The organism is Curtobacterium sp. MCBD17_032 (assembly GCF_003234855.1).
Taxonomy (GTDB): domain Bacteria; phylum Actinomycetota; class Actinomycetes; order Actinomycetales; family Microbacteriaceae; genus Curtobacterium.
The window spans coordinates 126,057-139,765 of sequence record NZ_QKTO01000004.1 but is presented as its reverse complement, the minus strand read 5'-3'; the positions used below and the strand labels follow the sequence as shown (position 1 = coordinate 139,765).

13 protein-coding genes and 1 tRNA gene are annotated in these 13,709 nt (G+C 72.4%); 2 read left to right on the top strand and 12 right to left on the bottom strand.

Features of this window, described 5'->3' with window-relative positions; genetic code table 11:
- Positions 1-60: 60 nt before the first annotated feature.
- Genes DEI91_RS08265 through DEI91_RS08245 form a run of 5 tightly spaced genes read right to left on the bottom strand, consistent with a single transcriptional unit; the run spans position 61 to position 5,005 of the window.
- Positions 61-1,032 (bottom strand): YafY family protein, encoded by a 972-nt coding sequence (locus DEI91_RS08265; RefSeq protein WP_111051927.1) that lies wholly within the window; start codon positions 1,030-1,032, stop codon positions 61-63.
- Entirely contained in the window at positions 1,025-2,122 is a 1,098-nt protein-coding gene (locus tag DEI91_RS08260) for a YafY family protein (RefSeq protein WP_111051828.1), read from the bottom strand. Before DEI91_RS08260 ends, DEI91_RS08265 begins: the two co-directional genes overlap by 8 nt.
- Positions 2,123-2,146: 24 nt before the next feature.
- Positions 2,147-3,061 (bottom strand): FKBP-type peptidyl-prolyl cis-trans isomerase, encoded by a 915-nt coding sequence (locus DEI91_RS08255; protein WP_111051827.1) that lies wholly within the window; start codon positions 3,059-3,061, stop codon positions 2,147-2,149.
- A gap of 43 nt (positions 3,062-3,104) precedes the next feature.
- On the bottom strand, positions 3,105-4,235 hold the full coding sequence (locus DEI91_RS08250; protein ID WP_258374353.1) for a tRNA (adenine-N1)-methyltransferase: 1,131 nt from the start codon (positions 4,233-4,235) through the stop codon (positions 3,105-3,107).
- The gene (locus DEI91_RS08245; RefSeq protein ID WP_258374352.1) at positions 4,232-5,005 is read right to left on the bottom strand and encodes an HAD family phosphatase; all 774 of its coding nucleotides are present in this window, start codon (positions 5,003-5,005) and stop codon (positions 4,232-4,234) included. The genes DEI91_RS08250 and DEI91_RS08245 overlap by 4 nt, the downstream gene beginning before the upstream one ends.
- 155 nt (positions 5,006-5,160) lie before the next feature.
- Between DEI91_RS08245 and DEI91_RS08240 the strand changes: the two genes are divergently transcribed.
- On the top strand, positions 5,161-6,093 hold the full coding sequence (locus DEI91_RS08240) for a proteasome assembly chaperone family protein (RefSeq protein WP_110825207.1): 933 nt from the start codon (positions 5,161-5,163) through the stop codon (positions 6,091-6,093).
- Between the two features lie 150 nt (positions 6,094-6,243).
- Here the strand turns inward: DEI91_RS08240 and mshC are convergent, their stop codons facing one another.
- From mshC to DEI91_RS08225, 3 genes are all read right to left on the bottom strand, one after another.
- Positions 6,244-7,485 carry a cysteine--1-D-myo-inosityl 2-amino-2-deoxy-alpha-D-glucopyranoside ligase gene (mshC, locus tag DEI91_RS08235; protein ID WP_111051826.1) on the bottom strand — a complete coding sequence of 414 codons (1,242 nt, stop codon included), beginning with the start codon at positions 7,483-7,485 and terminating at the stop codon, positions 6,244-6,246.
- Positions 7,482-8,309 carry an undecaprenyl-diphosphate phosphatase gene (locus DEI91_RS08230; protein ID WP_111051924.1) on the bottom strand — a complete coding sequence of 276 codons (828 nt, stop codon included), beginning with the start codon at positions 8,307-8,309 and terminating at the stop codon, positions 7,482-7,484. Before DEI91_RS08230 ends, mshC begins: the two co-directional genes overlap by 4 nt.
- Positions 8,310-8,371: 62 nt before the next feature.
- Positions 8,372-9,670 (bottom strand): M20/M25/M40 family metallo-hydrolase, encoded by a 1,299-nt coding sequence (locus DEI91_RS08225; protein WP_111051825.1) that lies wholly within the window; start codon positions 9,668-9,670, stop codon positions 8,372-8,374.
- A 165-nt stretch (positions 9,671-9,835) separates the two neighbouring features.
- Between DEI91_RS08225 and DEI91_RS08220 the strand changes: the two genes are divergently transcribed.
- Positions 9,836-9,921 (top strand) — tRNA-Leu (locus DEI91_RS08220).
- 223 nt (positions 9,922-10,144) lie between these two features.
- Here the strand turns inward: DEI91_RS08220 and DEI91_RS08215 are convergent.
- The 4 genes from DEI91_RS08215 to DEI91_RS08200 all read right to left on the bottom strand — a co-directional run bounded on the left by DEI91_RS08215 (position 10,145) and on the right by DEI91_RS08200 (position 13,705).
- A complete protein-coding gene (locus tag DEI91_RS08215; RefSeq protein WP_258374351.1) occupies positions 10,145-10,741 on the bottom strand; it encodes a hypothetical protein in 597 nt (198 codons plus the stop codon).
- Between the two features lie 20 nt (positions 10,742-10,761).
- Positions 10,762-11,901, bottom strand: coding sequence for a zinc-dependent alcohol dehydrogenase (locus DEI91_RS08210; protein ID WP_111051824.1), 1,140 nt, complete (start codon positions 11,899-11,901; stop codon positions 10,762-10,764).
- 158 nt (positions 11,902-12,059) lie between these two features.
- Positions 12,060-13,388 (bottom strand): NAD(P)/FAD-dependent oxidoreductase, encoded by a 1,329-nt coding sequence (locus DEI91_RS08205; RefSeq protein ID WP_111051823.1) that lies wholly within the window; start codon positions 13,386-13,388, stop codon positions 12,060-12,062.
- A gap of 110 nt (positions 13,389-13,498) precedes the next feature.
- Positions 13,499-13,705: a hypothetical protein gene (locus tag DEI91_RS08200; protein WP_111051822.1), complete on the bottom strand. Its 207-nt coding sequence runs from the start codon at positions 13,703-13,705 to the stop codon at positions 13,499-13,501.
- Between the last annotated feature and the right edge of the window lie 4 nt (positions 13,706-13,709).

Below are 13,709 nucleotides of genomic sequence, written 5' to 3'. Positions count from 1 at the left end.
CGCTTCTCTCGCCCGCCGGCGGTCGTCGAAGCCATGCACCGATCCTACGGCAGCGGTCTCTCAGTGGACGTCGAGCGCGGCGGCGGCGAACGCGCGCACGGCCTCCCGGGCGGCCGGCGGGTCGATCACCACGGCGCGACCGGGCAGCCCGGCGACGAGCCGGACGACGCCGTCGAACCCGGCCGACGCGGCCAACCGGATGCGCACCCGTCCGTCGTCGTCCGGCGCGTCGGCGGTGTCGGCGAGGAAGTCCGCGACGAGCGGCAGGGACGAGGCGTCGAGCTCGACCGTGACGATGACGTCCTGGGCGCTCTGTTGGAAGAGCGTGTCGGGCAGGACGACGTCGTCGATCGTGCGTTCGGCGGCGCGGTCGTCCACGCGCACGCCGGACATCCGGTCGAGGCGGAACGTGCGGATGGCAGCACGGTCGAGGTCCCAGGCGCGGAGGTACCAGTCGGCGTCGATCGACTCGACGCGGAGCGGGTCGACCCGGCGCGTGCTGCCCTGCGTGCGTGGTCCCGCGTACTCGAACCGGAGCCCGCGCCGGCCGGACATGGCTTCGCGGATGACGGTGAGGGACGCGTCGTGCAGGTCCTGCCCGACGGCGACGTTCCCCGCTGCTCCCCCGGCGCCGCGGGACAGCTTCGCCATCAGCGCGCGGATCGCGTCCGTGTCGGCGGCCTCGGGCAGGGCGGAGAGGTACTGGAGACCCGCGATGAGTGCCGACGCCTCGCGCGCCGACAGCCGGGGCGCGTCGTCGATGGCGACGAGGTTCGTCAGCACGATCATGTCGTTCTGGTCGAAGTCGTCCCAGGCGATGTCGAACAGGTCGCCGTGCTGGTACTGCATGGTCTCGCCCGGGACGCCGGACACCGCGATGAGCTCGACGGCGCGGCGGATGCGGGACTCCGGGACCCCGAAGTGCCGCGCGGCCTCGGCGACCGAGACACGCTCGCGGTCGATGAGGTACGGCACGAGGGCGAGGAGGAACGCGAGCTTGTCCTGCGCCTGCAGGGGCTGGGCGTCAGCCACGGGGCGCTCCTTCCTCGGCGGGACGGCCGGCACCGGCACCGCGGTGGTCGACGGTCCGCTCCGGGGACCCGGTGTGGTCGGCGACGAGCACGCGGAGGCGGTCGACCACGCGCTGACGGAGGTCCTCCGGCTCGACGACCCGGACCTCGGGGCCGAACGCCGCGAGCTCCTCAGCCAGGATCTGCGGGTCGACGTGGTGGATGACCAGTCGACCGTCCGACGTCGACGTGGTGTCCCGGCGCCGGGTCAGGCGGCGCTCGGCATCCGAGTCCGGGGCGACCTGTACCGTCGCGGTGCGCTCGGCCCACACCCGGTCCAGGCCCGCCAGCGCGCGCTCCCCCGCGTCCGCGGGTGCGGGGTGCCGGCCGACCTCGAACAGGGTCACGGGACCGACGATCCGGGACAACAGGTAGTTCTTCTCGGACCCCGTGGCGAACTCGTGCGCGGCGAGCATCCACCGGCCGCCGTGCTGGACGAGCGCGAGCGGCGCGAGCTCGCGGACCCGGGCCTCGTGGTGGCCAGGCGTGATGTACGCGAACCGGACGGCGGCGCCCCGGTCGAGGGCTGACCGCAGGGGTTCGAACGCGGTGTCCCGGGTGCGCAACCGCGGGGCGTAGGCACCGATCGCGGTCGCACCGTCGCCGCTCTCGTGCTCCGAGCAGTCGTCCTCCGACCCGGCCGACCGCACCTTGAGCAGTCCGCGCCTGGAGTCGGCCGACAGGGCGCCCTCGCGCCACGCCATCGCGGCGAGCGACAGCAGGGCGGACTCGTCGGGCGTGAACCGGACGTCGAGCGGCAGGTCGTACTCGCCCTTCGGGATCCGGTAGCGCAGCGTCTGGTTGTTCCCCGCGGCACCCGGCGTCTCGATCGTCTCGAGCGGGATCCCGAGCTCGCGGACGTCGTCCTTGTCGCGCTCGAACTGCCGCTCGAGCGAGGCGTTGTCACCGCCGGGCGCGTACCGCTGCCGGTACCCCTGGACGTTCGCCAGGATCTCGGACTTCGTCAGCCCGGACTCCGTCGAGAGCAGTGCGAGCACGAGGCTGAACAGCCGTTCCTCGGCGGGCACACGGGGAGCACGGGTGGTGGGCACGTGCCGATCCTACGCAGCCGCGGGTCAGCGCGGCATCGCGCCGAGCACGTCGATGACGTACGCGTACGCGGCACCCTGCTGGTGGACGATCGCCAGGACCTGGTCCCCGACGTGTCGGCCGATCAGGGCGTTCCGGATGCCGTCGACGACCTGGCCCTCGGCCAGCGGGAGCGGCTGCGCGCCGGACCCGTCGGTCCAGCTCGAGCCCGCGACGGTGGAGTCGGTCGTGCTGCTCCCCCACGTGACGGCGGTGTACTTGACGACCGCGGTGTCCTCCGCGGTCAGCGTCGCGCCGTCGCCCTTGCGGAGCAGGTGCTGCTCGTCCTTCTCCGGCGCCGACCACGAGGGGATGGTGATGCCGGGTGCGCCGTCCGGGGCGAGCACGACGGCGGGCATGCCGTCGCCCGCGAGCTGCGGCGTGCCGGTGGCCCGGGACGGGAACGCGCGCTGTACGTCGACGACGAAGACGGCCGCGTCCTCGGCCTTCCCCGACGACGAGGTGGCGGTGCCGGAGAGTGCCGACTTCGGCAGCGCGACGGCGAGCCGGTCGCCGACCTGGGCGCACTCCAGGGCTTCGCCGAGTGCGCCGGCGTTGGTCGAGCCGGCCGTGATCGGGTTCGAGGCGCCGGTGTAGCCGCTGGTCTGGGCGACCTCGCCGGTGGTGCCGTCGACGAGCGTGTACTCGAGGACGACCGGGGTTCCGTCCCCGATCGTGCGGCCGTCGCCCTGTCGGAGGACCGAGACCTGGGTGCCCCTGGCGGTGAGGCCGGCGGGCACCGTGACGTCCGGCTGCGACCCGAAGGCGCCCGTGGCCGAGACGGCTTCCGACGCCGCTCCGGACGGGGCGCACGTGCCGGCCGATCCCGCACCGGGAGCGGCGCACGCCGTCAGTGACGCGACGAGACCGATGGTGACCACGAGTGCGGGGATGGTGCGCACGGATCCTCTTTCCGTTCGATGCAGGACGGGCACGCAGGTCAGCTTAGTGGGCGTCGTCGACGGGTCCGGACGTCGCCGGGCCACCGTCCGGGGCACCGTCCTCGCCCGCTTCGGCAGCCGCCACCTTGCGTGCCTGGGCGGCCGCCTGGCGCGCGACCTTGCGGAGCTTCTTGTCGCTCGCGCCTCGCTCACCCACGGCTCCGGGGGTCCAGGCCTCGACGTCCTCGTCCGAGAACTCCGCCTTGCCGGCCCGACGCTTCAGGTTCGGCAGGACGACCCCGTCCGCCAGGCGACGTGCGGTGATCAGGAAGCCGGTGTGCGCCACCATCCGGTGGTCAGGTCGCACGGCGAGCCCCTCCACGTGCCACGTGCGCACGAGCGTCTCGCTCGACTGCGGGTCCGTGAAGCGCCCGGTGTCACGGAGCGCCTCGGCCGTGCGCGACAGCTGCGTGACCGTCGCGACGTAGCAGACGATGAGCCCGCCGGGCACGAGGGCGTCGGCGGCCTCGTCGACGCACTCCCACGGAGCCAGCATGTCGAGCACCACGCGGTCGATGCTCTGCGGCTCGACGGCCTGCGGGAGCTCCTCGACGAGGTCCCCGACGGTCACCGACCAGTTGTCCGGGACCGCCCCGAGGAAGGTGCCGACGTTGCCGCGGGCGATCGCGGCGAACTCGTCGCGGCGCTCGAACGACTGCAGGCTGCCGGTCGGGCCGATCGCCCGGAGGAGCCACAGCGAGAGTGCGCCGGAACCGACCCCGGCCTCGACGACGCGTGCGCCGGGGAAGACGTCCGCGAACGCGACGATCTGGGCCGCGTCCTTCGGGTACACGATCGCGGCACCGCGCGGCATCGACATGACGTAGTCGTTGAGCAGGGGACGCAGCGCCAGGTACTCGTCCCCGGAGCTCGCCCGGATGACCGAGCCGTCCGGCTGCCCGATGACGTCGTCGTGCGCGAGCATGCCGCGGTGCGTGTGGTAGACCACGCCGCGCTCGAGCGACAGCGTGGTGAGCTTCCCCTTCGGGCCCGTGAGCTGGACGCGGTCGCCGGCACGGAACGGTCCGCGCGGCGGGGTGTGCGGCGCACCCCCGACCGTGTGCGGCAGCTCCACCGCGTCCTGCGTGGTCGGCTCGCCGGGGGTGGTGGGCTCGTCGGTCGTGGCGTCGCTCATCGCGCGTCCCCTTCGGTGACGGGGGCCGACGCCGGGACGGAGGCCGGGCCTCCCTGGCGGTCGGTGGCGCGGGCCGCCAGGGCCGGGCCGGTGAGTTCGAGCAGGCGGTCGACGGTCACGCCGTCCAGGGTGTCGAGGAGGACGTCGCAGGCACCCTCGGCGAGCGGGACGATGTGCTCGACGCCCACCGTCACCGCGCCGGACGCGACCGCCGAGGCGACGCCGGTCGCGGAGTCCTCGATCGCGATGCACGTGGTCGGGTCGACGCCGAGCTGCGCGGCCGCGCTCAGGTAGGCGTCCGGGTGCGGCTTCGGGCGCTCGACGTCGTCACCGGCGACGACGACCCGGAAGCCGCGTGCGCCGAACGCCTCGGCGGTGACGAGGGCCATCGTGCGGCGCGACATCGTGACGAGTGCGGTCGGCACCCCGCGGTCGTGCAGTTCCTCGACGAGCTCACGGGCACCGGGTCGCCACGGCAGGTCGTCCCCGTGCAGGCGCTGGACCACGAAGTCGGTCATCCACTCGACGATCTGCTCGACCTCCAGGTCGACGCCCTTGGCGCGGAGGATCTCGCCGGACCGCTCGAGCCCGCTGCCGACGAGCGACAGGCCGTCCTCGTGGGTCCACTCGGCTCCGAAGCGGGCGGTGAGCACGACCTGGGACTCCTGCCAGATGGGTTCGGTGTCGATGATCGTGCCGTCCATGTCCCAGAGGACGGCTGCGGGCAGCGCGGTCTCGTGCTGGGCGGAGGCAGGGGGTTGCGCGGTCACGGGCGACGAGTCTACCGGCGGTGTCGGCGGCGCCCGGGCCGCGGATGCCCGCCCGGTGGCAGCGGGTCTATCGTGGATGCCTGATCGTGCTCCGGTCCCGACGCGCGCGCGACCGCGGGCGCGTCGACCCGCTCCACAACCAGGAGGCCCCTGCCGTGCCACAGCACTCCCCCTTCAGCGACGGACGACTCCTCGTCGTCGCGTTCGAGGGCTGGAACGACGCCGGCGAGGCCGCGAGCGGACTCGCTCGCCGCATCGTCGACGCCCTCGAGCTCGACGAACTCCGCGAGATCGACGGGGAGCGGTACGTCGACTACCAGTTCAACCGCCCTGAGGTCGGATTCGACGACGAGGGCGAACGGGCCGTGACCTGGCCGCGCATCGTCCTGCACGGCCCGAGCGCCGAGGGACGTCCGGTGATCGGGGCGACCGGCGCGCCGACGGAGCGCGACGTGTTCGTCCTGGTCGGCCCGGAGCCGTCCCGGACCTGGCGTGCCTTCTGCGCCGAGGTCATCGACCTGGCCGACGTGTACTCGATCGACGCCGTCGTCTTCGTCGGGGCCATGCTCGCCGACGTCCCGCACACCCGGCCCATCTCGGTCTTCGTGTCGAGTGAGAACGCCGGCGTGCGTGCGGCGTTCGACGTGGACAAGTCGACGTACGAGGGACCGACGGGCATCCTCGGGGTCCTCGCGGACGCGATGGACAAGGCCGGCCTGACGACCCTGTCGCTCTGGGCGTCCGTGCCGCACTACGTGCACAACGCCCCGTCGCCGAAGGCCACCCTGTCGCTGCTCGACAAGATGGAGGAGCTGACGGACGTCACCGTGCCGCGCGGCACCCTGCTCGACGACGCCGCGCAGTGGGAGGAGGGCATCGACGCCCTCGCCGCGGACGACGAGGACATGGCGTCCTACATCGGCCAGCTGGAACAGGCGCGCGACACGGTCGACTCCCCCGAGGCGTCCGGCGACGCCATCGCGCAGGAGTTCGAGCAGTACCTGCGGCGCCGGGAGCACAAGGACGGCAAGGACGGCGGCGGGGCGGCGGGCGAGGGCCCGTGGCGGCCGCCGCAGCCGCCGCAGTAGCCGCGGGCGTGTGCCGGACGGGAGGCTCCCCACCAGCACGGCCGATCCGCCGCTGGCGCGTCGGCTCGGAACCGGCGGCGAGGGCACAGGTACCGGCTGGTACCGGGCCTCCCGTCCGACACGGGGTGGCGGCGACCGTCGCCGCTCCCGTCAGGCGATGCGGATGCCGAGCAGGGCGTCGACGAGGTCGACGAGCCCGGGGGTGGCTGCCGTGCCGCCGGCGATCGCGGTGTCGACCACCGCGACGGCGCCCGGCGTGTCGAGGTCGTCCGCGACCCGGGCGCGGAGCCGTGCCGCGACGGCGTCGGCGTCCTGCTCGGAGCCGGAGCCGGAGCGCACCCAGGTGTCCCAGGCTGCGAGACGACGGTCGGCGTCCTCGAGGTCGCCGTCGGTCCACTCCCAGTCGTCGGAGTACCGGTGCGAGAGCAGGGCCAGGCGGATCGCCCGCGGATCGGCGCCACCGTCGAGGAGCCCGCGCACCGTCACCAGGTTGCCGAGCGACTTCGAGATCTTCGCCCCCTGGTAGGCGACCATCCCGGTGTGCACGAAGGCGTTCGCCAGTGGCTGGGAGGCCAGGGCCGCGGCGTGCCCGGCGCTCATCTCGTGGTGCGGGAAGACGAGGTCACTGCCGCCGCCCTGCACGCTGATCGGCAGGCCGAGCCGGTCGCCGGCGATGACGCTGCACTCGATGTGCCACCCCGGGCGGCCGGGGCCGATCTCGGTCTCCCAGCTCGGCTCGCCCTCGCGTTCGGCACGCCACAGCAACGGGTCGAGCGGGTCGCGCTTGCCGGGGCGGTCGGGGTCGCCGCCACGCTCGGCGGAGAGGGCCAGCATGGTCTCGCGGTCGAGTCGGCTCTCGTCGCCGAGCGCCCACGTCTCGGTGGGACGGTTGACGTCGAAGTAGAGGTCCTCGCCGTCCGAGTCGGCTGTCGGCACCGTGTAGGCGTACCCGGTCTCCTCGAGGTACGCGACGGCCTCGGCGACCCGCTCGACCTCGTCGGTGACCGCCACGTAGTCGTCCGGCGGCAGGACGCGCAGGGCCTCCATGTCGCGGCGGAACAGGTCGATCTGCGAGGCGGCGAGCTCCCGCCAGTCCACGCCGTCGCGGGTCGCGCGCTCGAGGAGCGGGTCGTCGACGTCCGTCGTGTTCTGCGCGTACCGCACCGGCAACCCGGCGTCCCGCCACGCCCGGCCGAGCGTGTCGAACGCCAGGTACGTCGCGGCGTGCCCGAGGTGCGTGGCGTCGTACGGGGTGATCCCGCAGACGTAGAGCGATGCGTCGTCGGTGCCGCGCGTCGGGTCGACGGGCTTGCCGGTCGCGGTGTCGTGGACGAGCGGACGGGGGCCGGACCCCGGGACCTCGGGGACGCTCGGTGCCTGCCAGGCCCTCACGGCTCGACCACCCCGAGGGAGAGCAGCACGATGAGGACGACACCGAGGACGATGCGGTAGACGACGAACGGCATGAAGCTCCGCTTGCTGATGTAGTTCATGAACGCGGCGATGACCACGAACCCGACGACGAAGGCGACCACGGTCGCGATGAGGGTGTCCGCCACGCCGAACGGCGCTCCGGTGTCGCCGAGGCTCGTCGCGGCCTCGTACAGCCCGGACAGGAACACCGCGGGGATCGCCAGGAGGAACGCGAACCGTGCGGCCGCCGGTCGGGTGTAGCCGAGCGCGAGCCCCATCGAGACCGTCGCCCCGGACCGGGAGACGCCGGGGACGAGCGCGAGGACCTGCGCGAGCCCGATGAGGATGCCGCCCTTGAAGGTCATGTGCTCGATCCGCCGGACCTTCCGCCCGACCCGGTCGAGCACCCCCAGGACGACGCCGAAGACGATGAGCACGATCGCGACGATCCAGAGCGACCGGAAGGTGGTCTCGATGCTGTCCTGGAGGAGCAGGCCGACCACGCCGATCGGGATGGTGCCGAGGATGACGAGCCAACCGAGGCGGACGTCCGGGTCGTTCCGCGGGACCGTGCCGCCGAGCGCGCGGAACCACCGCCCGATGATCCGGGTGATGTCCTTCCAGAAGTAGATGAGCACTGCGGTCTCGGTGCCGAGCTGCGTCACCGCGGTGAAGGCCGCGCCGGGGTCCTCGGCATCCGGCAGGAACAGCCCGACGATGCGCAGGTGCGCGCTGGAGGAGACCGGCAGGAACTCGGTCAGACCCTGGACGAAGCCGAGGAAGATCGCCTCGAAGATGTGCACGTGTGCGGCCTTTCGCCGGTGCTGGACTCGGTCGCCGTTCCCGACGACGACCATGCACGGTATCAGTAGGTCGCGAAGAGGTCTCCGAGGACGCGGCGGCCGAACGCCAGCGACGCGAGCGGGACCCGCTCGTCGACGCCGTGGAACATCGCGGGGAAGTCCACCCCGGCGGGCAGCTGCAGCGGCACGAACCCGTACCCGGCGATGCCGAGACGGGACAGCGCCTTGTTGTCCGTGCCGCCGGACAGCAGGTAGGGCAGGACCGGGGCGCCGGGGTCGTGCCGCTCGAGCACGTCACGGACGGCGTCGACGAGCGGGCCGCCGAAGTCCTGCTCGAGGCCGACGTCCTGGTGCGTCATGGTGACCTCGACGTCCTCGCCGGCGAGTTCCCGCACGCGGGCCAGCACGGTCTCCTCGTCCCCGGGCAGGCATCGGATGTCGACGAGCGCGGTGGCCTCGTCTGGGATCACGTTGTGCTTGTACCCGGCGCTGAGGACGGTCGGGTTCGTGGTGGTGTGCAGTGCCGCGTGGATGAAGCGCGCCGCCGAGCCGGTGGCCAGGGCGACCTCGTCCGGGCCGGTGGCGACCGGGTCGACACCGAGGAAGCGGGCGACCTCGGCGACCATCGCCTCGGTGGTCGCCGACAGCCGGACCGGCCACTCCTCGCCACCGATGCGGGCGACGGCTGCGGCGACCTTCGTCACGGCGTTGTCCCGGATGACGTGCGAGCCGTGCGCAGCGGTCCCCCGGGCGGTGAGCTTCACCCACATGAGGGCCTTCTCACCGGTCTGGAGCAGGTAGGCGCGCCGGTCGCCGAGCGTGATCGAGTAGCCACCGACCTCGCTGATCGCCGCGGTCGCGCCGTCGAAGACCTCGGGGTGGGTGTCGACGACGTGGTGGGCGCCGAGGACGCCACCGGCCTCCTCGTCCGCGAAGTAGGCGATCACGAGGTCCCGTTCCGGTGCCCCCTGACGGTCGATGACGTCCGCCAACGCGGTGAGCATCATCGCGTCCATGTTCTTCATGTCGACGGCGCCGCGCCCCCAGAGCGAGCCGTCGCGCACCTCGCCGCCGAACGGGTCGACGGACCAGTTCGCCGCGTCGGCGGGGACGACGTCGAGGTGCCCGTGCACGACGAGCCCCGGCTTGCTCCGGTCCCGACCGGGGACGCGGGCGACGACGCTGACCCGGTCCGGCTCGGACTCGAACAGCTGGGGGCTGAGGCCGAGGTCCTGCAACGCGGCCTCGACGTAGTGTGCCGCCTCGGTCTCGCCGCGCGACTTCCCTTCACCCCAGTTCGTGGTGTCGATCCGGATGAGGTCCCGCGCGATCGCCGCGGTGCGTTCCAGCTCGGACGTCATGCGCCAACGCTACCGGCGCCGGCGACGGCGACCGGGCTCCGACCGCGCCGCGCCCGGGATGCGCGCCCGTGTTCGGCGTGCGTCCGCGGCCGTGCTAGTGTCTTCTCTCGGCAGGAACGCCGGGGAAACCCGGTCGGACAGCCCGGTGCGAGAGCACCACACCCAGTCCGGGTGGCGGAATTGGTAGACGCGCTAGCTTGAGGTGCTAGTGCCCGTATTAGGGCGTGGGGGTTCAAGTCCCCCCTCGGACACGCAGTACCTGGTCTCCGGACCACGTGCTCGGACACTTGTGTTGAGACAAGCGGCGAACGGCCCTCCTTCGGGAGGGCCGTTCGTTTTCGCGTGCCCGGCGTCCGGGCCGAGCCTCTGGCCGGGCGCGGCACCGTCGGGGCGGGTCCGAGCCTCGGGCCGGCGGACACCGTGCGGCACTCGGCACGCGAGTGGTGTCCGCCGAGCCGAGCCTCGGCGTGGCCGTCAGCGTCGAGCGCGCCGGACCACCCACACCGCCACGCCGCCGATGAGCAGGTACGGCCAGGTCGCGATGACGGGATCGAGCACGCCGTGCCGCCAGTCCCGCCGGGTCGAGCCGAGCCGGGCGCCGACCGGGTCGTCCGCGCCCTCGGCCGCGATGCCGGTCTCCTGGATCAACCGGTCGGGTCGGCCACGCAGCGCGTCGGTGACCCGGTGCGTGGCGACGTCGAGGCGGTCCCCGACGACCAGGAGCATCCAGTGCGCCAGGCGTCCCTCGCTGAAGCGACGGTAGGCGTAGCGCTTCACGATCCCGGCGACGCCGGACAGCGGCTGCGCGGTGCCGAACACGGGCGTCACGTGCGCGTGTTCGATGGACCGTTCGCGGCCCTCGGCGCCGGACTGCTGCTCGGGGCGCTCCCAGTGCGCGTTCGTCGCCGAGCCGGCCTCCCGGGACAACTTCGGGACGCTCGGGCGGTCGGCGAGGTCGAGGTCGCTCCCCCACCCGGGGATCCGCGCCCGGAGCTCGTCCGCCGAGGGCAGGTCCCGCGGCTTGTCGGCGACGTACGCGATGTGGTCGTCTGCCCCTGGGGTGGTGCTCATGCTCTCGTCTCCGTTCCCGCTCACGGCACGATCACCGGCTTGATGCAGCCGTCGAGCTTCGCCGAGAACAGGTGGTACGCCTCGTCGATGTGCTCGAGCGGGATCCGGTGCGTGATGATGTCGCTCGGCTTCAGGTGTCCGGCCTGGATGTGCTCGAGCAGCCGCGGCCACTGTCGCTTCACCGGTGCCTGGTTCATGTGGATGGTGACGCCCTTGTTCAGTGCGTCGCCGAACTTGACGGCGCTCGGGATCGGGCCGTACGCGCCCATCACCGACACCGTGCCGCCCTTGCGGACGCCGTCGATGGCCCAGTTCAGCGCGATCGGCGAGCCGCCCTGCAGCTTGAGCTTGGAGCTCGTCACGTGCTGCAGGTAGTTGCCGTCGGCCTCCGCCCCGACCGCGTCGATGACGCTGTCGGCACCGAGGAAGTCCGTCTGCTTCTTCATCTCGACGACGATGTCGTCCACCTCGGCGAAGTTGATCGTCTCGGCGTGCGCGAACTCGCGGGCCTTCGCCAACCGGTACTCGAGCTGGTCGACGACGATCACGCGGCCGGCGCCCATGAACCACGCCGACTTCGCCGCGTACAGCCCGACAGGCCCGGCGCCGAGCACCACGACGGTGTCGCCCTCGCGGATCGATGCGAGCTGGGCCCCGAAGTACCCGGTGCCGAGCGCATCGGTCATCATCAGGGCGTCCTCGGCGTCGAGCCAGTCCGGGATCACCTGCGGGCCGACGTCGGCGAACGGCACGCGCACGCGCTCCGCCTGCCCGCCGTCATACCCGCCGGTGGTGTGCGAGTACCCGAAGATGCCGCCGACCGCGGTGGCGTTCGGATTGACGTTGTGGCAGTTCGTGAACAGGCCGCGGGCGCAGAACCAGCACGTCCCGCAGGAGATGTGGAAGGGGACCATCACCCGGTCGCCCACGCTGAGGGTCTCGACGGACGACCCGATCTGCTCGACGACCCCGATGAACTCGTGGCCGAAGGTGTGGCCGACGCGGGTGTCCGGCATCATCCCGTGGTACAGGTGCAGGTCCGACCCGCAGATCGCCGCGCGTTCCACGCGGATGACCGCGTCGTTCGGGTGCTCGATCCGGGGGTCGGGCTTGTCCTCGACGCGGACCCGGTAGGGGCCGCGGTAGGTCATGGCGCGCATGGCGCTCCTCTCGCTCGTCCGGTCCACGGTGACCGTCGGCGGGTGGGAGGCGGTCCAGGCTCGCGCTCGGCGCACAAGCGCCACCGCGAACGGACGGGAGGCCCGGTACCAGCTGGTACCGGGCCTCCCGTCCGCAGGCAGTCGCGTCGCGACGCGGGCTAGTGCTTCGCGGCCTCGACGAAGGTACGGCGCGGGTCGGTCTCCTTGATGAGGGAGGTCGCGTCGCGGCCGGACACGGCGCCGGTGACCCAGCCGATGATGATGCGTGCCTTGCGGTTCAGCGTCGGCATCGCGTACACGTGGTACGAGCGGTGCGCCATCCACGCCAGCAGGTTCGTCATCTTGATGCCCTTGATGTTCGCCGCGCCCTTGGCGACACCGTACGAGGCGACCGTGCCGATGGACGGGTGGCGGTACTCCACGAGGGGCTTGCCGGTGATCGAGGCGACGATGTTGTCCGCGACGACGACGGCCTGACGGACGGCGTTCTGGGCGTTCGGCGGGTAGTACGCCGGCTGCTTCTCGGCCGTCAGGTCCGGAACCTGGGCGACGTCGCCGAGGCCCCAGACACCCGGGACGACCTCGTGCGTGTCCTCGGACTCCACCTGGAGCTTCGCGTTGGCGGCGAGGTGCCCCTTCGGCCCGCGCGGCAGGTCGGTGGCGTCGAGGAGCGGGTTCGGCTTGACGCCGGCCGTCCAGACGAGCAGGCCGGTGGCGAACTCGTCACCGTCGGAGAGCTTGACGATCCCGCCCTCGCAGCTCGGCATGGTCGTCTTCAGGCGGACGTCGATGCCGCGGGCGCGGAGGGACTCGAGGGTCCACTTCGACAGCTCGGGGCCGACCTCGGGTGCGACGCGGTCGAGGGCGTCGATGAGCACCCAGCGCGGCTGCTCGCCGGCGAGCGACGGGTACGTGGCGATCGCGGCCTGGGACACGTCGAACAGCTCACCGATCGCCTCGACGCCGGTGTAGCCACCGCCGATGAAGATGCTCGTGAGCAGGCGACGACGCTCGTCCTCGTCCCGCGTGGCGGCGGCCTTCGCGATGTTGTCGAGGAGCTTCGCGCGGACGTACGCGGCCTCCTCCACGGTCTTGAAGCCGACGCCGACCTCGTCGAGGCCCGGCGTCGGGAAGGTGCGGGTGACCGAACCGAGCGCCACGACGAGGTGGTCGTACTCGAAGGACCGGTCGTCGCCGCCTGCCGTCGCGACCGAGACCGTCTTGTCGGCCGAGGAGATCCCGGTGACCTTGCCCTGGATGACCCGGGTCTTGCGGAGCGCACGTCGGAGTTCGACGGTGACGTCCTTCGGGGCGATGTGCCCGCCGGCGACCTCGGGCAGGAACGGCAGGTACGTGTAGTACGTGTTCTGGTCCACGAGGGTGATGCGCATCGGCACCGAGGCGGCGTGCTTCTGGAGCTGCTTGACCGCGGTGTAGCCGGCCGAGCCGCCGCCGAGGACGAGGACGTGGGGGATGGAGTCTGCCATTCCTCCGGTCTACCCGATCCGGCCCCTCCTCGTCATCAGCGCCGCACCTGTGCGGCCGATCCGTTCCCGATCCGGACCACGATCTGCATCGTCCGCCGTCCGTGCGGGGGTCAGCCGCGACCGTCGCGGAGGCGCCACCACGCGGTCTCGGCGATCTCGCGGCCGGTGTACACGCCGTACTGCGTGCGTCGGGATTCGTGCAGGGAGAACCGCCGGAGCCGGTAGCCCCCGCCGAAGCGGTCGATGATCGCCTCGGGTGAGGAGTCCGCGTCGCGCTTGACGTACCACGTGCGGTCGTCGTCGACGGGCTCGATCACGAGT